Source organism: Parabacteroides sp. AF39-10AC (assembly GCF_003635405.1).
GTDB lineage: Bacteria > Bacteroidota > Bacteroidia > Bacteroidales > Tannerellaceae > Parabacteroides > Parabacteroides distasonis.
Genome location: NZ_QTLP01000005.1, coordinates 11,677 through 33,990 on the forward strand (window position 1 = coordinate 11,677; position 22,314 = coordinate 33,990).

The 22,314-nt window shown below is 46.2% G+C and carries 18 protein-coding genes and 1 pseudogene; 4 read left to right on the forward strand and 15 right to left on the reverse strand.

Translation table 11 applies throughout. The features are described 5' to 3' along the window. Positions 1-2: 2 nt before the first annotated feature. Together DW033_RS05840 and DW033_RS05845 are read left to right on the forward strand one after the other, a co-directional pair. A complete protein-coding gene (locus DW033_RS05840) occupies positions 3-1,721 on the forward strand; it encodes a hypothetical protein (protein ID WP_048927985.1) in 1,719 nt (572 codons plus the stop codon). A gap of 10 nt (positions 1,722-1,731) precedes the next feature. Beyond that, entirely contained in the window at positions 1,732-3,855 is a 2,124-nt protein-coding gene (locus tag DW033_RS05845; RefSeq protein WP_121961342.1) for a hypothetical protein, read from the forward strand. Between the two features lies 1 nt (position 3,856). Here DW033_RS05845 and DW033_RS05850 read toward each other — a convergent pair whose 3' ends face one another. From DW033_RS05850 to DW033_RS05885, 8 genes and pseudogenes are all read right to left on the reverse strand, one after another. Further along, complete coding sequence (locus DW033_RS05850; RefSeq protein WP_048927984.1) at positions 3,857-5,164, reverse strand: ATP-binding protein; 1,308 nt, start codon at positions 5,162-5,164, stop codon at positions 3,857-3,859. Beyond that, positions 5,161-5,748: a DUF4157 domain-containing protein gene (locus DW033_RS05855; RefSeq protein WP_005867018.1), complete on the reverse strand. Its 588-nt coding sequence runs from the start codon at positions 5,746-5,748 to the stop codon at positions 5,161-5,163. The genes DW033_RS05850 and DW033_RS05855 overlap by 4 nt, the downstream gene beginning before the upstream one ends. A 21-nt stretch (positions 5,749-5,769) precedes the next feature. After that, a complete protein-coding gene (locus DW033_RS05860; RefSeq protein WP_048927983.1) occupies positions 5,770-8,898 on the reverse strand; it encodes a contractile injection system tape measure protein in 3,129 nt (1,042 codons plus the stop codon). Between the two features lie 620 nt (positions 8,899-9,518). Then, positions 9,519-10,841 carry a sigma-54 dependent transcriptional regulator gene (locus DW033_RS05865; RefSeq protein ID WP_117682155.1) on the reverse strand — a complete coding sequence of 441 codons (1,323 nt, stop codon included), beginning with the start codon at positions 10,839-10,841 and terminating at the stop codon, positions 9,519-9,521. Beyond that, a pseudogene (locus tag DW033_RS05870) lies at positions 10,834-12,195 on the reverse strand (hybrid sensor histidine kinase/response regulator); the annotation flags it as partial. The gene DW033_RS05865 and the pseudogene DW033_RS05870, both read right to left, overlap by 8 nt. Then, on the reverse strand, positions 12,196-13,071 hold the full coding sequence (locus tag DW033_RS05875; protein ID WP_004329298.1) for a radical SAM mobile pair protein B: 876 nt from the start codon (positions 13,069-13,071) through the stop codon (positions 12,196-12,198). Further along, on the reverse strand, positions 13,068-13,736 hold the full coding sequence (locus tag DW033_RS05880) for a radical SAM mobile pair protein A (protein WP_004329299.1): 669 nt from the start codon (positions 13,734-13,736) through the stop codon (positions 13,068-13,070). Before DW033_RS05880 ends, DW033_RS05875 begins: the two co-directional genes overlap by 4 nt. Further along, entirely contained in the window at positions 13,733-14,509 is a 777-nt protein-coding gene (locus tag DW033_RS05885) for an MBL fold metallo-hydrolase (protein WP_004329300.1), read from the reverse strand. Before DW033_RS05885 ends, DW033_RS05880 begins: the two co-directional genes overlap by 4 nt. A gap of 130 nt (positions 14,510-14,639) precedes the next feature. On the opposite strand from DW033_RS05885, the gene DW033_RS05890 reads away from it, so the two are divergent. After that, the gene (locus DW033_RS05890; RefSeq protein WP_004329302.1) at positions 14,640-15,539 is read left to right on the forward strand and encodes an AraC family transcriptional regulator; all 900 of its coding nucleotides are present in this window, start codon (positions 14,640-14,642) and stop codon (positions 15,537-15,539) included. Positions 15,540-15,586: 47 nt separating this feature from the next. On the opposite strand, the gene DW033_RS24360 is transcribed toward DW033_RS05890, so the two are convergent. Further along, complete coding sequence (locus DW033_RS24360) at positions 15,587-15,775, reverse strand: hypothetical protein (RefSeq protein WP_005775886.1); 189 nt, start codon at positions 15,773-15,775, stop codon at positions 15,587-15,589. A 23-nt stretch (positions 15,776-15,798) separates the two neighbouring features. Between DW033_RS24360 and DW033_RS05895 the strand changes: the two genes are divergently transcribed. Further along, complete coding sequence (locus DW033_RS05895; RefSeq protein ID WP_004329304.1) at positions 15,799-16,458, forward strand: AraC family transcriptional regulator; 660 nt, start codon at positions 15,799-15,801, stop codon at positions 16,456-16,458. Between the two features lie 21 nt (positions 16,459-16,479). Here the strand turns inward: DW033_RS05895 and DW033_RS05900 are convergent, their stop codons facing one another. The 6 genes from DW033_RS05900 to DW033_RS05925 all read right to left on the reverse strand — a co-directional run bounded on the left by DW033_RS05900 (position 16,480) and on the right by DW033_RS05925 (position 22,254). Next, the gene (locus tag DW033_RS05900) at positions 16,480-17,427 is read right to left on the reverse strand and encodes a relaxase/mobilization nuclease domain-containing protein (protein WP_117817625.1); all 948 of its coding nucleotides are present in this window, start codon (positions 17,425-17,427) and stop codon (positions 16,480-16,482) included. Further along, positions 17,424-17,789, reverse strand: coding sequence for a MobC family plasmid mobilization relaxosome protein (locus DW033_RS05905; RefSeq protein ID WP_004329306.1), 366 nt, complete (start codon positions 17,787-17,789; stop codon positions 17,424-17,426). The genes DW033_RS05900 and DW033_RS05905 overlap by 4 nt, the downstream gene beginning before the upstream one ends. A 176-nt stretch (positions 17,790-17,965) precedes the next feature. Next, positions 17,966-18,904, reverse strand: a complete 939-nt coding sequence (locus DW033_RS05910) for a toprim domain-containing protein (RefSeq protein WP_005775883.1) — start codon at positions 18,902-18,904, stop codon at positions 17,966-17,968. 257 nt (positions 18,905-19,161) lie between these two features. Beyond that, entirely contained in the window at positions 19,162-20,367 is a 1,206-nt protein-coding gene (locus tag DW033_RS05915) for a primase-helicase family protein (RefSeq protein WP_004328112.1), read from the reverse strand. Between the two features lie 277 nt (positions 20,368-20,644). Continuing rightward, positions 20,645-21,034 carry a hypothetical protein gene (locus tag DW033_RS05920; protein WP_004328110.1) on the reverse strand — a complete coding sequence of 130 codons (390 nt, stop codon included), beginning with the start codon at positions 21,032-21,034 and terminating at the stop codon, positions 20,645-20,647. After that, entirely contained in the window at positions 21,031-22,254 is a 1,224-nt protein-coding gene (locus tag DW033_RS05925; protein WP_117682351.1) for a site-specific integrase, read from the reverse strand. Before DW033_RS05925 ends, DW033_RS05920 begins: the two co-directional genes overlap by 4 nt. Positions 22,255-22,314 lie beyond the last annotated feature (60 nt).

Consider the following 22,314-nt stretch of genomic DNA (forward strand, 5'->3'; position numbering starts at 1 on the left):
CCATGGATGATCTGCCCAACCTGCAAGAGCTAAAAAAGGAGGAATCCATATTCGATAGCCTCCAAAAGAATGCCTTGGAAACAATCCGGGAGCTTTCAGGGCAACTGTGGACAGACCATGCCCCACACGACCCGGGAATCACGACTCTGGACATCTTAAATTACGCCTTAAGCGAATTGGATTACCAAATGAGTTTCCCATTAGAACAATATCTCACCGGATCGGATAATCGTTTCAATCCGGAGGATTACGGCTTGTTCAGTCCTGAACGGGTTTCCGGGATGGCCCCTGTGACACCCAAAGATTACCGAGACCATTTTTTAGATCAATTAGATAACACTGACTTCTTAGTTAACTTATCGGACATACAAATCCATCCCTATAGATCCAATGATCAGATCTGTCACGGATGGTTCGACATATTTATAGAACTCTCGTCCTTTATCTCAGAAGATCAACACAAACAGGAAGAAAAGAAAATCAAGGAAAAGATTAAGAAACTATATCACGCAAACCGGAATTTAGGTGAACACCTACACGCAATCCATTTCGTAAGAAGGAAACCTTTATTACTCATTGGAAATATCGATATAGACGGTAGCATCTCTCCGGAAAAAACCTTGATCGCCATTTATACGGAGGCGATTCAATTATTCGCACCGGGAAGTCATTATACAGGTAGCGCACTTCCCATATACAAGCTTTTCAAAGGGATCAAGCAGATACAAGGGGTTCTATCGATACACTCTTTGGAATTTCAAGGTTTTGAAGAGGGTGAATACGCCTATACATTGGCATTATCTTCCCCTGAGCAAATCAAGATACGACTTTACCAAAACCAACAAGCGGTAGAGATTAATGCCACAAAAGTATTGAATCGTTTGCATTCGCGGAATAATATCAACCATGCAATACGAGAACAGAAAAAACAAGCCAAATCGATCCTCATGGACAGTCGCCATATCCATCTGAATGATTATAGCGTCACAAATGATTTCCCGATTTGCTACAAGGACTCGTTTACCGATTCATTCAAGGCATATCTTTCTATATTCGACCATCTCTTTTCGGAGGGACATGAAGAAATGAATCACCTAAAAGATTGGATGGCCTTAAATATGGAAACACCCGGTTCCGCTTCTATGGAACAAAACAAAGATCTGCTATTGGATACGTTGGATAAAATCTACGGAGAAAATAGCAACCTGCCTTTTCTCCGCTACTCCCATAAAGAGATAAACCGTCAACGAAGAGTCCGGTTCCTGCGACAACTACCGGAACTTATCCGGGACCGGTATCTGGGCTGTAATCTATTCGACGCAGACTCCCTTTCCGGATTGGAAAGATATCTCTATTCCATACTCGGATGGGAAGATGCGGAAGAGCAAATTTTCATTCTGGAAAACATACTCCTGCATTCACCGGAGGCGACTGATCATCCAGTCCCCTCCCGGGAATTTACCTTAACGGCAATCCTCTCGCAAACAGAACGTACGCAGCAACGGCCGGATTTTCAGCTTCGTCTTGAAGAATTCTTGCGAGAGAAGATACCGGCACATCTACGATTCACGGTTCATTGGCTTCCTCCGAAAGAGCTAGCCCTATTTGTCAAGGACTATAAGGCATGGAGAAAAGCTTGGGCCGATAATGACGACAAAGAGATTGGCCGCACTGGAGAAGTCTTAAAGAATAATCTGATACGAATAAATATCGAACTTTAAATTTACCCTTATGTCAACCAGATATCGAACTACCTACCACGGCATTTTATTGGGCTTATTGCTTCATGTAATCATGGCACAAGCCGTTAACGCCCAAAGAAGTCTCTCGGAGCGATTGGATTATTTCCGGAGTTTAGGAGAGCGGAACGAGTTAGAACTGGAAGAGATTCGTACCCCGATCGTCTCTTACCAGACTCTTATGGACTCGATCACCCAGCGTATCTTAACGGAACAATGCGGTTATATCGTTTATCCCGCTGAATTGGGGAATGCTTTCACTTTCGTAACAAACCCGGACGCAAACCAAGCGATCTCACGTTTGGGTTATTTACAGTCCCCAAGTTCTTTATTACCCGATCATGTAGAGCAATGCGCATATACACCTTGGCTGTTCGGAAACGAGTTATTAACCGCATCCAAGAATAAAGCCAATGCGGATCCTCTCTGCCGCTTCTTCGATGAAAAGCTTGGCCCAGTCAAAGTAACGCAAGCTTTGTGGTATTATTTCAATAAAAGAGAACCGGAAAAGATCTTGCCTCCCCCTACCGTCGAGAATATGTATTTCTTCAAAGGTAAAACCGGAGATCTGGATAATATGCAATCGTTGCTCAACTCCGATAAACAAGGCTATATCATTTGTCCCGTATGGACAGAAGATGTTACAGGTGTTCTGGACAACCCGGACGAGAATCCTTCTATCAGAGGAAGCGGAACGATTGAGTTTTTCATCAAGGAAGCTCCCCTTTCCATCGCCCTCAACATCACGCCTTGGGAAGAAGACGCCATTGGATACCGAGAAACCGATTTCATCCCATTCGTTTACGACACCACTTACACGCAAGCCGTAAAGAACTGGTTGCTATCCGTGCGTGAGCTGCGTCCCTCCACGATTCGTACGTTCTTCTGTTATTTCGATAAACGTAGCAAAGAAGAGATCGCCGCACAAAAGAAAAAGGGAAATTGCAGTATTCCCGTATTCAAGGTAGATGGCGCATCATCAGAAACCAAACGCCTATCCGAACGCCTAAGTCAATACAACCAACGAGCTTTTCCCATCGTGCCGTATTGGTTGCAATCCGTATACGAGCAATTACCGGCAGACCTTATCCGGAAATTCAGCCGGATGGAATATCTAGGGTATGTAGTGGATACAGAAAGCGGGCAACCTAGCCAAGTAAGCGACTGGCAACAACAGGAGTGCTTGATAGATATGCCCGTTTATTCGGATACACCCGTCGATTTACTAGTCCTATTCCGAAACTCAAAAGCGACGAATGATTTCTTAAGATCGAAAGAATCCCAGATGGCTCTTTTAAATAACTTATTCACAAAGGGTACCGGTACGATCAACCGAAACCCGTCTCTCCGGAAACTCAACGGATTGACTCTTTACTTCCCTGATTTCGATTTTAAACTGGAGAACCGGAGAGAACTTGTACAATTCGTGAAGTCCACTAGTTTCGTAATCGATTCCTTTTGCGTGGATGGTAATAAAATATATAAAAACTACGATCTAAATGTCATATTCCCTATCAAGGAGAAAAAGCATATCGGTTATCTATCCATTCTATTGAAATACCAATTGGTAGACCGCCTTTGTTTCGTCGATTACGATGAAATGGGCGTTCCCGTAACTACTTGCGAAAATCGAGAGAATAAGCAAGAACCAGTACTCAAGATGGTCATGTATGAGGAAGAATGCGAGGTATCCTTACTAGATAATCTTTTCAACTCTTTATTCTATTTGCTAAATCCTTTTCCGCAAGGCGAGCAACTCACCTGTTGCTCCGATGATCTGGCGCAACTGGCAAATACGGAATTCTCCAACCCGATGCTTATTTATTTCGTATTGGGTGATATATTCCTATTTCTCATACTATTAATCCTAATCACCCTGTATATGACATCCAGTAAGTTCTACATGTTGGCACAACATTATAAGCGATATGTCTTGCCTCTATTACTGGTATTCATATCCGAGATCGTATTGGTATTATACCTAATCACCAATATCGTATCCTCGCGGGAAACTTTCGACATATGGACCCAAATGATACTGTTGGCGCTCCCACTCTTCTTTTTTCTCTTAATCATCGTACCGATCGGGCACCGGGAAAGAGAGCCGTTGCCTTAAATCACCACCGGCCCTCTTTATTCAATTCCCGGCGGATCGCCATAGATAAGATATCGGAATCTAGCCGGGGAGTGTCTTGCTTTAGCAACCGAAGGGCACAACGCCGGATCACATTCGAGATGGAGCCACCCGATAACTCATAAGTAGCTGCCATACGGATCATTTTGTCCGCATCCGCAGGTAGCCAAGAAGAGGGAAGCATTCTACGCCATAATTCCTCACGTAAGTCTTGATCCGGCATCGGGAAATAGATAATAGACTGGAAACGACGGGAGAAAGCTTCATCAATATTACTCTTTAAGTTTGTGGCTAAAACAACGGTTCCCGGGAAATCCTCGATCCGTTGCAGCAAATAAGCGATCTCTTGATTCGAATGGCGATCATTAGAAGTGTTCGTCGAGGTTCGTTTACCGAATAAGGCATCCGCCTCATCGAAAAAGAGAATCCAATTTCGGTTTTCCGCTTGGTCGAATACATTCGCAAGGTTCTTTTCAGTCTCGCCGATATATTTGGAGACAATCATGGAAAGATCGATACGATATACATCCATCCCGTTCTTCTTGCCGATCAAGGTTGCGCAAAGCGTCTTACCCGTTCCCGGCGGGCCATAAAACAAAGTGCGGTAACCGGCCTTCAAAAAACGACTCAATCCCCAGTCCGAAAGGATGACCCGATGCCCCGTAATCCAATTATTTATCTCCTCCAACTCCTCACGCACATAATAAGGCAATACGGCATCTTCCCAATTCAAAGCCGTACTAATCCGTTTGGCCGGAAAACCCATATTATAGTCCGGCTTATATTCTCCCTCAAAAGATAAACGGTACAAGAAATCCTCCGATATACGCAGTTGTCCGCTCAAGAACGGTTCACCATTCCCGGCTCCTTCCAAGCCAACGACGTGATACATATGGAACCAATGCTCCTCACGAAATAGACGAACCACTTCCAGACGGCGTTCCACACGATCGCCCGCCAACAGGAAAACGGCCGTCTCGCCCGTTGGCAAGAATCCTCCGTGCGATAGTCCTTTCCAACCGCCAAATTCCGTATAAGGACGGTCAAAATTCTTATTATGCACAAAAAAAATATCCAACATCTGCGGAGAAAGATGAGGCATTAAGGCCAACATCAACACCATCCACTCGTCGAAAGTAGGATCGACCTGTTCCGGCAACAACGCCTTCCAAAGCGGTCCTGCCTTCGGGAGTGGGATATCATAGACGGAAGATAAATCGCACTCCTGCCGGAAATACAAACGAATGGAGACATCCAATACCCGCTGGAACCAATCGATCCACTCGTTCATAAGACAGAAGCAGCTTTAGCACCCATCACATCCGCCTCGTGTTCCAAGGATAAATCATCGTTAACGGCCATTCCACCTACCTCGGTAGTAGGCTGTACACGTCCCTCGGCTTGCTGGATGACGTGTGTCAACTCATGTCCCAATAGCTGCTGTCCGGCAGACGTATCCGGTTTGAATTGTCCCGGGGCGAAATGGATATCCGTACCTTGCGTATATGCCAAAGCCCCAACCTCCGGCGCTTTCGATGAATCCGGGTGTACACGTACCGAGGAGAAATCCGTCCCGAAGGAAGACTCCATGCCTTGGATTACATGATCCGGAATCCCTGTCTGGTTCTTAGTTTGCCGTTGGGCCACAAATTTTCCTTGAAGAAGCTCATCCTCATCTTCCACATCCCGCTGAACGGCGAACTTACCTTGCAGCAAATCATCCTCATCCATTGCGTCACGTTGCATAGTTTCCACCATTTTAGCCTGCAAGGCAGATTGTACCCGGTTATCTTCCATCAATTGTGTTGATTCACCTTTACGGTTTTGAAAGACCCGCGAAGGTCCTTCTTGAATCTGTATCCGATCCGCATTCATAATGTTATCTTTTAATGTTATTTACCGCCACTTTACTCTAAGTATTTTTTCCATCCATGGAGTTTTAATGAACCTGAAGTTCCAAGCAATCGAATCTAATAAGACGTCAAAAGCTCTCTCCTCGACCGTTAGCGTCCAATTATTCTTCTCCATCTTTAACACTCCCTTTCTCCGGATAAAAGTACTTTGAAGACCTTCCCAGCTCGTATTCCTCATCTTATCCCAATTCATAAGTACCGCTTTCTTCAATTGCTCTATCATCTCTAATTCATTCTCAGTTAAATCACACGAGCGAGGAAGCGGTTCCGGACTATCATAGCCCGTCAAGACTTTGTTTAAGAATAATTCTGGCTCCGGGATTTCCTTCTCATCCGTTACAAAACGTTGAGACGCAAAAATGGCCTTCACTTGGCATTCTCTCGATTTAAAGCCACGTCTGTCATCACTCAAGTAGCCTAACCTATGAAAAAGTATTGGCAGATAGACGGCTATGATCGTCAAGCCCGCATTGTTAATAGACACGCCATGATCTTCTAACTGGCCATTCAAAACATCCATATCCATATTATTTTTAAGTTGATATATAAAAACTGACAATTCAGATAAATTAGTTGTATGTCGACATATAAAAGTCTCTATCTTATGTAATTCCTCCTCTGACACAGACTCCCTCAAATGCTGCCAAAAGAGGAACAACAATCCATCTTTGGAGTAATTCCGGTAAACGTTGCCGGAAAGAGCCTGTAACCACCCCAACCAAACGTTCTCTTCCAACCCGAAGTTATTGAGACGAAACAAGCGGATTACCTCCTCGACAAGCAAACGCAAAGCGGGAGTCGCCCCTGTATATAATTCCTCCAATAATTCCATCTTTTGAGAATTGAACGGATAGATAGCGGGAGAAATCGTACGGATGGGAAGCTCGGGCACTTTCCCCTGTTTCATACCCAGTAAAGCTTCCATAGTACGTGCGAACGCATCCATATCCTCCAACATACACTCATGTAATAATAAGCGCAACCGAGCGGCATCCCCAAAAGTACGGTTCTCTTTTACATTCGTAAGATATTGGATCAAGGATACTTGATTCGGAAAAGCCAGACCGTATTCACGGATGACAAACAGTAATAAGGAAGCGAAGATACGAGCGGCCTCTATCGGCTCTTCAACCCTTATTCCGGATGAAGGAATATCCTTCAATTGCCGTAATTGGTTCAGTAAGATTTTCGGGTTCGTCTTCTCCAAACCACTCACGTACTCGAATAGATCGCCCAGCGGTTCATCGGAACGGCCTGTGATTATAAATTGTCCCAACCGATACGCTTTCCTCTCCTCATTCAACCAAACAGAGAATAAAAGCTCGGGAGATTCCTTATCCATATCCTCGTACAGCAGGTCTATTATCTCACGTAACTCTTCCGGAACCCACGGATATTCCCCATGTGTTCCCTCATGAAAATAGGAGATCAACTCCCGCACCGTGATATTATAATGAGCAGAGAACTGTCCCAACACCGAACGTACGAATTGTTTCCGGCTAAAAGCGGTTAATGGCCCGCTAAACAGTACCAGAAAAATAAACTCCCATTTCAACAGCCGGAACTCGCCGCCCACCCTTCCTTCCAAACGCCCTTGCTCTTTCCCCTTATCCAGCGTCTGCGCATACCGGATAATGAAATGGCTTTCCACCGGAACGATTTGCCTAACCACCGAATAGATTTGCTCCTCGCGCAAGGAACGGATAAAGCGACGGCACAAACCGGAATTAGACAACCGATCTTTCAAATCTTCCGGGTAATAAACGGATATATCGGAGGGAGAATCATCGAGAGCATTCAAGTACAAAGCAATGATCAATTCCCGAACGGCTGGATAAGCCGTTAGCAGCCCACTTGCCAAGGTACGGTAAAAATATCCCAACAACTCCATTACCGTCAGATTGTAATGCGCCGCCAATTCCTTTAACACGGAGAAGGCGAACTGATGGCGGGAAAATACGCTCCCCCCCCTACCGAGAATAACCTCGAAGATAAACACCCATTTCAGTATCCTGAAATCATTCCCGGCTTTCCCTTCGAGCATACCCAATTCCTTCTCCTTATCCAACGCTCTCGCATAGTCGATGACAAACGGACTCTCCGCAGGGATCACCTGTTCCACGATCTGGTAAATCTGTTCCTCATTATACCCGGATAAGAAAGTCAAGCTCTTCTCCCGCCGCACGAGCAAAGCCTTCAATTCTTCCAGAGAAAAAAGAGAGAGATTTTTAGTGAATTCCTTTTCCGATAATGTCTCTAGCCGGATATCCTTCAAGAGCGACAATAACTCGGGCATGAACAAGCGGGTAGAGGCGAACTTATCTAAATCATACGTCAGCATCCCCAGTAAATCCACAAAAGAAATGGAATAATAGCCGGATAATTCCCGCAGCGTGTACGTCACCATTTGTTTCCGGTTGAAATAGCCTTGATCCTGAGATAATAAATATCCCCATAGGATTATCCAGATAGCGTTTCTGTAATCATTCTTCCCTATCTCCGGACGCTTTATCTCGGGATAAGAGTCTTGCAAGAAACGGGCATAAGCGTTTATAAACGAGCTTTCCGAGGGTGCCACCACATGTACCAAACGTTCTTGATAGATATCATCCAATTGAAAGACCAGACGTTTACGAATGGTAAGCGCCTTTCCCTTCTCACGCAGGAAATGACTTAATTCTATCGGGGATATTCGTACTAATTTATCTAGAAGTTCCGGTAAGGTGAGCCTCTCCTCTTCCAGCCAAGGCCAATATCCGTGCGACATATAATAGGTAAATACTTCCAGCCAAGATTGCTTGATGGGAACAACAGCGATTCGGTCGGGATGCTCTTCCTTACTTCGCAAATAAGAAGCGAAAGTCTCGTCCAGTCTCTCCGCCAGTCTACGGGGGAATTGCTCATAGAATTCATCTTCTTCTAGCCCACCTAGATCCAAGTCTAAACTCTCGATCCGGATCAACTCATCTTCCGTATCATAACGGCTTAAAATCTCATCCACGATCCCTTCTAAAGAGGTTCGGTTAAAGGTATCCCAACGACCATATAAATCATGAACGAAAGGTTCCCGATCCGCAACTAAATCTAGTTTTAAGGTGCCTATTGTTATCATATGGTTTGCAGGGTATTTCAGTCTTTATTAGATGCATGCAATATCTATATTATTCTTCGATTAAACAAGTATTATCCAGATTCTTTTCCACAAAAACATATAAAAGTTGATTGTGCCAGAATAAAACTTATGCGTACCTATAGGTAAGCCTGATCGGTACCTATTCTATTCTTAAATTATCGCCACTGATTTTACAATCAGCGGCGGCATTTGTATATTCAGCGGCTGTGAATATAAATTCAGCGCCGCCAAATTAAGAAATAGAGCTTATTCGACAAAGAATATATAGGCTCTTGGAGAAGTATTTCCTAGGGAGAGAAGCGTTTTTCCTCCAACAGAGAGAGATATCAAAGATATTTGTGTAATTCTGGAAGATTTTTATAACCACTTTATTAGCAAGCAGTTCTGAGGATAAGGTAAAAATGAGGTAATGATTTGGCAACCCTGTCTATTTCTACGTTCTGCTGTGAGTTGCTGTCAATGTCTCTCGTCTTGGTACAAAAGTAGCAATAAAAATCGGATACACATCAAAATGTCCCATGATTTTTATCACAGGACGTTTTTTATCTTCGCTGAATAATCCGGTTTAACCGTTACTTCTATTTTCGGCAAGTTGCGGGCTATGATTGCTGAAATTTATACTTTAATCCATACTCTTCCAACTTGCTATACAGCGTTGTACGTCCGATTCCGAGCAATTCGGCGGCAACCTTGCAGTTTCCGTTTGCCTGCTTCAACGCGCGTAAGATGCGTTCCTTGTCCTCCGCATCGTTTCGCAAGGCGAAGCTGACAGGTGAGGTCGGTTTCGTTACGGCAAGTTCCAGATGCTCTTTCATGACAACTCCCGTCTGTGCCTGCAACACCGCGCCCATTATCTTCTGCCGAAGCTCACGGACATTACCCGGCCACGGATGGGTCAGCAATGTCTTACGGGCTTCCGCATCGAACCCAGTCACGCTACATTCCAATTCATTGTTGGCAATCTCACGGAAGAACTCCGCCAACGGCATGATGTCCTCCTGACAGTCACGCAAGGGCGGAACAGTTATCTCGAAGTCGTGCAAACGGTACAGCAAATCCTGTCGGAAACGTTTTTCAATGACCGCTTTCTCCAGATCCTCGTTGGTGGCGGCGATGATGCGGACATTGAAGCTCTTGTCCGTCTTGTCACCTATAGGGCGGTATCTCCGTTCCTGTATGGCACGGAGTAACATCTGCTGGGTTTCCAATGCGAGATTGCCTACCTCATCCAAGAACAATGTGCCACCCTCTGCCTCATTGAAGTATCCTTTCTTTGTGCTGTCCGCACCCGTAAACGCGCCTTTGACATGTCCGAAGAATGCCGAGGGCGCAAGGTCTTTGGAGAGTGAACCGCAGTCCACAGGCACAAACGGTTTCCCTGCCCTTTTGCTCTTATCATGCAGATGGTGGGCGATATGCTCCTTGCCCGTGCCGTTCTCTCCGAATATCAGCACGCTCATATCAGTAGGGGCAACTAATCTTATCTGTTGCATGATTTTCTGAAAGGCGGAACTGTCACGGGCAAAAACGGGCATACGATTTCGTCCGATACTCCGTTCTTTCAGGATGGTATGAAGCAGAGGCATAAGTTTATCCTCCACAAGCTGCTTGGGGATATAGTCCAGCGAGCCGAGTTTCATACTTTCGACTGCCGTATGCACTTCGGCATAGTTGGTCATGATGATTAACGGTTGTGTCATGCCTTCCTTGCGCATCCATCGTAATAGGTCGATGCCGTCACCGTCGGGTAGTCGTAGGTCAGAAACCACGATGTCCCCGTCTGAGGCTTGTTGCAGAAGTTTCTTCGCGGTCGAGAGGTGGTAAGCCTGCACGGTACGGAATCCTTCCCGTGCCAGCAGGTTGCAGACAAACTCGCAATACACGATATTGTCCTCCACCACGATGATTCTTGTTTTATCCATTTTCGTATTTTTCCTTTCTTCTTTTGCCTGCCGGATAATTTCAGCACCTTTATCCAGCACAGCCGGTCACCGCTTTGCATATCGCTTCGTCATCTGGAGTGGCACTTCCATGAAGTTGGGCGTAAAGTTCCCTCAATGGCTGGTCGGCACGGAGAATCTGCCATGAACTTCGCAGATGGTGTGTAAGTGTGTCCAGTTCTTGGAGGTCTTTACGCTGTTCTGCATCCTTGACCGCCTGCATTTCCTTTTCGGTTTCCGCTATCAGTTTGTCCAGCATGACGGATTCATTGCCATAAGATAGCAGAGTGGAAAAATCCGGCTTTTCATCCAATATGCTGCTTAATGCGCATTTATCCGTAATCTCCATCAGTTCGGATATGGAGAACGGCTTGAACAGGCATCCGGCAAATCCACGCCCTATAAGTTCCTCCTTGCTGCAACTGCCCGAAGCGGTTGTCACGACTATGGGAATACTCTTCGAGTTGCCTACATTGGATGAGCGCAACAGTTCCAGCAGTTCAAAACCGCTTATCTCAGGCATATTCAGATCCGTCAGAAGCAGGCTGTATTCCTTTTTTCGTATCAGCTCCATCAGTACCGAAACATTGGTACAGGTATCGCAGTGCATCCCTTCATGGGCATACATTTCTTTCAACATAAGGAGAAGTACCTCGTCATTGTCGATGGCAATCACATCATGGCAGATATGATTATGGCGCATTTGCGCTTGAATTGTCTGTTCCGGCAGTTCCTCGGCTGTCTGCATGGGAATTTCCACCGTGAAGCGGCTCCCTTTGCCTTTCTCGCTTTCCAAGCGTATAGTTCCACCGAGCATCGCCACAATACGCTGCACGATGGACAATCCTAATCCGAAGCCGTCTTTTGCGGCGGCATTTGAAAGACGTTCAAATGCACCGAATACTCGTTGTTGCTCATCTTCGGTCATGCCCGTACCGGTATCTTCAACGATAAGTTTCAGCAAACCGTTATCATAATCCGCTGCCAATGATACACTACCGTTATCCGTGAACTTGATGGCGTTTGACAACAAGTTGTTGCCGATTTGCAGGATACGTTCCTTGTCGGTCAAAACCACCGCATCGGTGTGGCTCTCCACTATCAAAGTCAGCCCCTTGTTCATGGCAATGGGCATGAACTCCGTTTCAAGAATATGCGTGATTGCGGAAATCCTGCAAGGGGAAAGGTTGGGTTGCTCCTTGCCGTTGTCCAGACGGAAGAAATCCAGCAGCGTGTTGAGCATCTCCCGCATACGCTCGGAAGATTGCCGGATATTATCCACATACATGGTGCTTTTATCCGCGCTACAACTTTTCTGCATCAGTCCGGCATAGCCTCATTTTGTCAATCGTATTTTTTCGTGGTAGAAGTAGTTTACGATGACAGGTTTGCCTTTTTCCGAGCGTCCGTATGGCAGATCGTTTATACGATACGGGAAGCCCTGCTCCTTGGCGTAATTTGAAATGTCCTGCTCCAATGCCTGCCAGTATTCAAGCCTTTTTTTATTGTAAATTTCCTCGTAAAGCGGTATGAGGTCAGGATACTTCTCACGGATATACGTCATTATCCCGCCTTTGAACTGCCCGCGTAAATTCAGGTTTTCAAGCCAGATTAAATCAGCATAATCTTTTACCTCCTCTATTATTGCCTTTACGTCTGTTATTCTGGGGAATATGGGCGAGACGAAGCATACGGTGCGGATACCTGCCTCGTATGTCTGACGCATCGCTTTCAGACGGCGTTCAATGCTTACGGCGTTGTCCATATCTGCGCAGAACTGCTCGTCGAGCGTATTGACAGACCATGACACAGTCACTTTGGGAAAACTCTTCAACAGGTCGAGATCGCGAAGGACAAGATCGGACTTTGTGCATATCATAATCTCGGCATCGCTTCCTCGCAGCTCTTCGAGCAGCCTTCGGGTACGGTGGAATTCTTCTTCATACGGATTGTAACCGTCCGTCACAGACCCTATTACAACACGTTCACCGTCGTATTTATGAGGATTCGTTATCGGCTTCCAGTTTTTTACATCTAAAAACGTACCCCACGGCTCGGTGTGCCCGGTGAACCGTTTCATGAACGATGCGTAGCAATACCTGCAGGCGTGGGGACACCCTACATAAGGGTTGACCGAATATCCTCCCACCGGCAGAGAGGATTTGGTCATTACACTCTTTACATCTATTTCCTTTATTGTATCCATATTCATTGTATTCGTCTGGTAAATTGTTCCGGCAATTCCTGAATCATTCTTTCGTCGCCCATAATCGGCAGCAAATCCTCTTTCATGAACACCGGTATGCCATGAGCCTTTGCCTGTTCTGCAATGCTAAGCACCCATTCGGGGCGCGAATATGACTTTCCTTTTCGGTTTCCGGTCTCTGTGCCTATGACAATCCAGTCAATTCCCTCGAAATCAATCTCGCCGATATCATCGAAGAGAGGTTCAAACGTGACATGGTAGTGTCGTGCTTTGATATTCTTTTTCAAATCATCAATCCTCCTTTTCTCGGAACTGCGCGTAACGGTCACGCCCATCCATACGTTCTCGTCGTCAGAGGAGAAACTGATTTTGTCAGGGCGCTTCGTCAGAAAGATATAGGCGTGCTGGGGATTGCTGCTGATCCGCTCGAAAATTTCTGCGTTCCATTCAGGCTTCCAATCGGAGAAATCGCTCATTCCTGTCATGAGCCACACATGAGGACGGGACGTATCGATGATGCGCAGTTTTCGTTCCATGTATTCAGGCACGGAAAAGTCGTCGGTAATGTGGAAACGGCGGCAGTTGTTACGGGCATAGCAGTAAGGGCATCCTATAGTGCACCCTACCACTATGTTCATGTTTTTTATCAGGGATTTAATGCAGACACTCATAACACAACTGTTTCTCCGTCCTCCGGGATAATCAGCCGGCTCATGTCGGCTTCGTGATGCGTTGCCTCATTGCGCAGAATTGCACGGGTGGTCTGGCAATGGTCGATGGCATCCATGTGTACGGCTATCAGCTTGATATGCGAAGGCAATTCGTCAAGTATCTGCATCACTTCGTTCTCGTCGGGGATGATAGGACCGTCCGTTTTGGAAAATTCGGGAAAGATTGCACCTCCGGAGTTTACCACGATATAGTCAGGATTGAACCGTTCCACGGTGTCTCGGATACATGCTTCCCATCGGCAGTCACCCATTATATAAACGGTCGGGAAGCCCTCGGCTTTTAGCACATAACCTGATACAGGTCCCATCATCTGCCCGATCTGCCCGAAACCATGATGTCCGGTCGTGCGGTAAATGGATATGCCGTCTATTGTTTTTATTTCTTCGATGGGTATCACATTTGTAAATCCGTCGTTTCTGATGGCGTCCGCGTCCTGGGGCTGAACGTAGAAAGGAATTTCTTTGGGCAAATGTGTGGGGACACTCGGCTCGTAATGGTCGATGTGATTGTGGGTCAGGAGCACCATGTCCACGCCTCCGATAATATCCTGAATAGGAATGGTGAGGTGTACCCTCGGTGTTTTATTCACACCGAGGGCCGATATCAAAGTGCCTTTGTCGGCTAAAACGGGGTCAATTAGCATGGTGTGTCCCGCATACCTGATTTTCAAGGTGGCATTGCGCACCAATTGTACTGTAGATGTCTTTTTCATGACTATATGTCTTGTTATTGATTACGGGTGCAAAGTTCGGAAGAATCCGGCGAAACATCTATGCCTGAAAAAACGGTAATTATGCCATTTTGATAAATGAAATTATTATCTTTGCAAAAACGACAAGGATATGGACGAGATAATCAACCCTGATCGACTGGTCAGCGTACCGTTCAACAAGACACGCTGCGGCGTGGATTTTTACATCAATACTGCCATAAACAAGGACATCGGACTTGTGCTGACAGAAAACAAGCGGTTTAAGACAGACTTCTTCAGCTTCTACTTTTTCCGTAAGGCAAACGGATATTTGCTACTGAACTTCCGCAAGATTGAACTGCGCGACGGCATGGTTCTCCTGCTTTCACCCCATCAGCAACAAGAGTGGCATGTAGATGAGACGGCGTTGGATTACACGTTCCTTATATTCCGCGAAGATTTCATGCGTACTTTTATCGCCGACAAGTTCTTCGTTTTTCGCCTTTTGTATTGTTACCAGACAGATACGCCGCCTTACATCAATGCCACACATGACGAAATGAAGGAATATATGCGGCTGCTCGGAAAGATTAAGTATGAGCTGATGAATCCAGTGTCCGATACGTACAATATCATTGTTTCCTTACTATATTATCTTTTGCTGATTATCAATCGTACATACGCTGCCGCCTATTGCTTGCCCGCTGAAATTGCTAAAAACAATTTCGCTTTTCGGTTCAAGGACTTGTTGGAACAGAATATCCGCACCCACCAGCGGGTGCAGGAATATGCAGACATGCTTCATGTCAGTCGCATCACACTCAATAACTCAGTAAAAGCCCAATTCGGAGTATCAGCTACCCATTTGATAAAACAACGTCTGCTTGAGGAACTGAAGAACGAATTGCTATTCTCCAACCGCACTGTCAGTGAAATGGCGGATGATTTCAATTTCTCTGATCCGAGCCATCTCATGCGCTTCTTCAAACAGCAAACAGGCAAAACATTTACTCAGTACATGACGGATTACAATAAAGGCATATACGAATAACTTCTTAATATAGTCGATAGCGGCTATCGAAATATGGTTGTTGATGTTCAGGCGTTTTTGTACTGCATGAACCATTTTACGATTTCTGGATCTTCGTGCGAGCCGAGTAAGAAAGGCTTGTCGGTATCCAGCGTCTTTATCCGTGCCATGTCGTCGGCCGACAGGGTGAAGTCTAATATGTCGAGATTCTGCTTCATGCGTTCCGGTTTCACAGACTTAGGAATAATTATGCACACTGATATTTATCGCGCCCGGACAGGTGTTCGGTGCGGAAGATGACGGCATGCAGTTCCAACCAGATGGCTACCTGCTTATGTTCCATCCCGACCTGCTGCGGAATACACCTCTCGGGCGGATAATGCGTGAATATTCGTTCTTTTCCTACGAGACAAACGAGGCATTGCACCTTAGTGTGGAAGAACGGCAAATCATCATGGATTGCTTCCACAAGATTCAATATGAATTGAACCATCCGATACACCGTCACAGCAAGAACCTCATCACAGACAGCATCAAGACGTTCCTTGATTACTGCACACGTTTCTATGACCGTCAGTTCATCACACGCGACAACCAAAACCGAGACATCCTCGCAAGATTTGAGCGGTTGCTTGACGAATACTTCCATGATGGGGCTGCTAAACGGATAGGCTTGCCCACTGTACAGTATTGTGCAGACAAGCTCTGCCTCTCGCCCAACTATTTCAGTGATTTATTGAAAAAAGAAACAGGTTCAACCGCCCTGCATTTCATTCATGACAAGTCTATTGAAATAGCCAAGACGGAACTTGCATCTACAGACGACACCGTTAATGAAATCGCCTATAATCTCGGTTTTCAGTACCCGCAACATTTTACCCGACTGTTCAAGAAAGAGGTAGGTTACACTCCGAATGAATATAGAGCGCAAGTGTCGTGAGAATTGGATTAGTACAGAATATTAGAACCCAACACCTCTCTTGCGCTTAACTTTCTTCCTTCTGCGAAGTATATCCACCATTTCCTGATTGGCTTCCGCATCAGCAGCGTTATAAGATGAGCCACTGCTTTTTAGCAATCCCCAAGAGCCGTTGAACAACTCGCTTTGTGCCGTGCCGGACGGTGCGCTTGGTGTAGCCGTTTCATATATTCCGGCTGTTATTCCCATACGTTCCCTGCATCTGTTGTGCTGCAAAGCCGCGTCAATCTTGGAATAACTGAAACGCCTGTCCACTTTGGAGCCGTTGAAATGGTAGCCATTCATGGAGAATACAACACCCTGCACCTCGCTGGTCTGCCCCTTATGCTTGAAATGTACTTCCACTCCCTGCCGTTTCAGGTTGGCGATAAGCACGTTCCAGTTGCCGCATCTGCCGACTTCCATTTTGATGATGTCGTAAAGCGCATATTTCGTCCTGTCTGGCTCTTTCAGGCGGTTGCGTTTGACATTGTCCTTTCCGCCAGCCATATGCAAGCCGTATTTCAAGGTCAATTCCTTGCAGATGCGGGTACTGCGCAGACGCTCGTGCCTGTCCGATATGGTATTGCCGTTGTTGTCTATGCGGTTGAAAGCAATATGCACGTGCGGATGCTCCTTGTCGAAATGCTGGGCGATGAAGAACTGCGTATTCTTGATTCCCATCCGTTTCATATATTCAAGCGCGATGCCTGCCATGATACGGTTCGTCAGCCGTAACTCATCCTCTTTGGAAAAACTCAACGCGATATGTCCGACAGGTTTTGTCACCTTATCGTTCATCCGTGACTGGGCATTGAAACTCATGGCGATAGTTTCCAGATTTTCCATAAACAAGCCTTCGCTTGCTACTATCTGCGTATCCTTCTTCTTGTCGATGATGTAATCCACCGCACCCTTGAAGTCGCTTCCTTTTACGATTTTCGCCATCATATCCCTATCTTGGTTATAAGTTCATGAATCCTTGCCACTGCCACCTTGCAGTCCCACCGTTCATCGTGGAAGCCTCCGGCGTTTGCCTTACGCGCAAGCTGGTTGAGATTGTTAGCCATGCCGCAGAGTTGGCGGATGTATCCGGCATGTTCCTCCGACAGCCGTTCTTTCACATGACCGTTACGGAAACATTCCCTCATGTACTCGCTTGGTGATACGCCCGCCTCATGCGATCGTGTCAGCAGGCGGAAGTAGTCGGCTGCCGTCATTTTCACTGCGATACGGTATTTCAGTTTCTCGGTTGCTTCCTTCTTGGGGCGACCTCCCTTGTTGCGTTCCTTGTGTTCCTTTGTCTGTTCCATATTTTATTCCTTTTAATTCGGTTACTGATTCAACTGTATAGACCGACGGGATGCCACCTCCTGCAATTTGGATGGTGGGTGGCAAGCGGTTTCGGTACACCCGAAACACAAACTTGCTACCTCCCAATCCTTAAGGAATGAGTTTCGGGCATCTCCCGTTTTTCTCATTCGGGATGTCATAATCCCAACCCTTTCTTCTTGGGTTTTACGATAGTTCTTGGCGGTGGACTAACGGCTAATTTCTGCCGGATTCCACGCAGGTAATCGTTCAGGTCTTTATGCCCTTTGTAGTTGTCGGAGAAGTCGCGGATGCGTCCGGCGAACTTCCTTTCCAATTCCCGATACGCCTTTCTTCCCGCCTCGTCATTGTCGAGCATGCAGTGGATACGTCCATACCCGTGCAGCACATCTATAGCTTTGGAAACATTGGCGGTCGAATTGAGGATGACGTAATCCTGCCTGTCAAGGTCGGGCAAGTTCGAGCAGTTCCTCTTCCGCAACGTGAGGAATGAAAGATAGTCCATCATGCCCTCGAATACAAGGCATTTCTCTCTCGCTTCTCCCTGTTGCCGAATATGGCTGATGTCTTTGGGTGCGACACAGCCTTTGAAAAAACGGTTACGCACTTCAAATCCTCCCGCCACATTCGGAAAACCGATGGCGAAATAGGGCTTGCCGTTATGGGTGAAGTGGAGCTCTTTACATTGCGCCTTTGCCAAAGCGATGTTTATGCCCCGTTCCTGCAAGTATCGGAGCAATGCCGGATGGGTGAGTTCGCCCACCTCCAAATGTTGGAAACTCGGTTCGGATGCCTGCTGGCGAAAAGAGAAAGATATGGGACGGATGTGTGGTGCCTGTTCCGCTATCTTGCCAAGCAGATAAGGCACATGGTCGGATGCGTACAGTACCCCTGCAAGTGCGATGATGTTACCACCTCTTCCCAGTCCATAATCGAACCACAGGTTGCGGTCGGTGTTCACCTTGAACGAGGCTTCCGTTTCCTGACGGAACGGGGATTTATACCACAGGCAGTTTCCCTGTTGCTTTACGGGCGAATAACCCAAACTTTGCAGATAGTCCGCAATTTTGATTTGTTTTGCTTCTTGGATGTTCATGATATAATTTCTATGGATTTGATGATGACTGTAAAAACGTTGATTTGATGAATGAGATATGTATTGTCCTATACGTTAATGCTTTATATTCTCAACATCTTCTCAACAAACCACTCACAAATAGAGAATCCAACAAACTGATGCTGTTTCCCTCTCAACTTTTCTTTTCGATTGTTGAGAATTTGTTGAGAGTGTATGCTGTTTATTATCAGTATGGTTATATCATTATTCATCAATTCAACAAAAAAAGAATAGTATTACAGGGATTCAAGTTGTTCCCTTGTGACGGTGTAGAAACGACCGACTCTTTTTATCGGCTCATATCGGCACTCCCGATTGTAATTGAATTGGTAAGTGGTATATGTAAGCCCGTTAGAGGCAGGAGTAAGTTTCCAACATTCCTGCAATACCTTTCTGACTTGGTGCTTCTCCACCTTTACCTGCGAATGTACCAGCAAAAGAAGAATGTCGTTGTGGCAGAACGAGAATGTGTCCGTGCCGACACTTTCCATAATGTCAAGGATAAGTTCGCACATCTCTATCTCCAATCGGTTGCGGTTGCTGCGGATAATCTTCTGCAAGGCTTCGGTATGCAGCAAAGAGGGCGCAAACCACATACGGCTTTCCTTTTCGGTGGAAAGTTGTCTGTATTGCAGGTAATACAGAAAGGCAGGTATCTCAGCTTTCAGCTTTTGCAGGAAGTCTGTGTCATCGGATTGCAGACGGTCTATCTTGCGCACCCAATAGCGTGTTTCACCTGCATCAATGATAACAGGCAGATACTCGTTGTTGGAGCATAGCACGAACTTGGCAAAGAACGCTATCTCGTCACGGTCTTTGCCTTTGGCTTCCACCTTGTAGGAAAGTGTGGTGCTGAGGTTCTTCAACCGCTCGCTGTCCTCCCTGCGGTTGAGCAATACCTCGTCCACCACGATGAGCAGTTTTCCTGCCCAGTCGGAATTGAACTGGCTGCGGAAGTCCTCGTTGGTATTGAAAGTGACATTGTTTTGAAACACAGCTTTCAGGAAGTTCAGGAATGTACTCTTGCCCGTGTTGCGTTCTTCTGATACCAACAGCAGGATAGGCAGTTTCTGCACGGGTTGCAGGTAGAGCAATTGAAGATAGTCCATGCCCAATTCATACTGTTCACCGAAGATATGGCGCACCAATGACCGGATACAGGGAAACTCGCCTTGTTGCGGACGGTGTCCTATCGGCTCGTAGAGGTTCAGGAACTTGTCCACCACGGGACGGTAGTCCACATGGTCGGGGACGGTGCAGAAGCCGTCGTACTTCGGCACGGTGGCGAGATAGTCCTTGCCGTAGTCCTGCCGCAGTGTTTCGTTGTTCCACACGATGCGCTTCTTCACATAGCCTCCGTTCAGACGGGGCTGGTTCACTAACTTGTAGAGGGTAGTACCCACACGGATAAACTCCTCATTTTCAAAGTTGCCTTGTTTCATTAGCACTTCATTTTTTTGTTTAATCAGTGCAAAACTCGGCAATTAGCGCAGAACGGATTAACAACTCACGCATACCTCACGTAAGATTTTCTTGGATTTGGCTTTATGACATACAACAAAAGCCCGAAGAAATGCCATTCTAATGGATTTTTCTTCGGGTTTGTCGTAATCGTACGTATGAATGGCAATACACCTATTCACATACTCGTATAAATACATTGTTGGCAATGGGAATACGCATAGGTCTCACTACTTCATGTCGTCATATCATTAGAACTTATGCCTGATAATTAGACATATCCCAACCATTTATACCCAGCGAAAAGAAGATATTTGTTTTCTCTTTTCGCAAGTACAGCCTTTTAAATATGGCATTGCGCACCTGTTCCGCACCGAAGCTGTCAATGCGGAAAGCAAGTGCGACTATCATCGGAAAGCTGAACACATCGGCATGATACCCGTTCTCCTGCCGAACATACTTCTGTACCTCGTATTCTTTTAATGCTCCACTGTTATAGATGTTTCTGATGGCAGAACGAAGTGTCGGAGCAATTACTCCGAACAGTTCCACCAATTCCGGCTCGCTCATCCAAATGTTTGAGACATTCTCCGGCATGATGATATTGCCGGATTCATTCACTGTTATGCTGTTTCTTCTCATACTCATGACATCGTTATTCCGTTAAACGTCTTACTCAGTTTGTCGCCGAACATGGTCAGGTCGTTGTCGAGCTTCTGCGTGGTTATCTTTGCGTAGAGTTGGGTCGTGACTATATTCGTATGTCCCAACACACGGCTTACGCTTTCAATGGGCATCCCCTTGCTCAAAGCTAATGTTGCGAAGCCATGACGACTGCAATGAAATGATATTGACTTGGTTATGCCACATTCCCTTATCATCCGTTTCAACGGTTTGCAGATAGACCAATAGTTCAAGCCGGGGAATATACGATTGTCTTTCAGCATCGGTCGGTAGCGTTCGACTATCTGCAAGGGTATATCCAGCAGCTTCACTTGGAAGGCGACTTTTGTCTTGTGGCGTTTGGACAATATCCACTTCTCGCCGTTCACCTCCACGATGTTGTCATTCGTCAGTTCCTGAATGTCCACGAATGACAAGGCGGTGAAACTGGCAAAGATGAAAATGTCACGGATGTATGCGAGCTTGCTGTCTGCAAACTCATGTGTCATGACCGCTTTCAGTTCATCCTCCGTCAGATATTCCCGTTCTTTCACATTGGGGCTGATATGAAACTGGATGAAAGGATTGCGCGGTATCAACCCGTTATAATGCGCTTTCATGACCACGCCTTTCAGCCACATACAGTTTGCCCATATCGAACCGTTCCGCAATCCGGCTTCAGTCGAGAGGTATGCGGCGAACTCCTTGATGAAATCGGGAGTAAGTTCCAACATGGACATATCGCTGCGTCTGTAAAACGACTTGATAAAGGCGGCTACATGGTTTCTTGCCCGTACACGTGCCCGATAGGTAGCCATTACCCTGTCTTTGCCTACCCGTTTCTTGAACACTTCGTTCTCACGGTCGAATGCTTTTAGCAGCGTCTCATACTCGCTGCCGATTCCCTGATAGGCGTTGCGCACCATCTCAGCCGTAACAAATGCCTCGCGGTCTGAAATGCGCTGGTAATGTTTGATGATTTGCGCCTTGATGTTGTCAAGGGCAAGGTTGATGTCTCGTGCCTCGCGGCTCTTGCCTTTCGCCTTGTTTCCTTTCACGTCCCAAAGCGTTTTCGGGATGTTCTGCTTACAACTGAACTGCGCCACAGTCCCGTTGATTGTCACTCGTCCCATGATGGGGACAATACCGTTTTTCTCCTTGCTGCCGTTCACGTAGAACAGAACCTTGAATGTGCTTCTTGCCATACTCGTTTTTTGTTTGCAAAGTTATTACTCAACGAGTTAGACCTTGATATGCCAACCTGT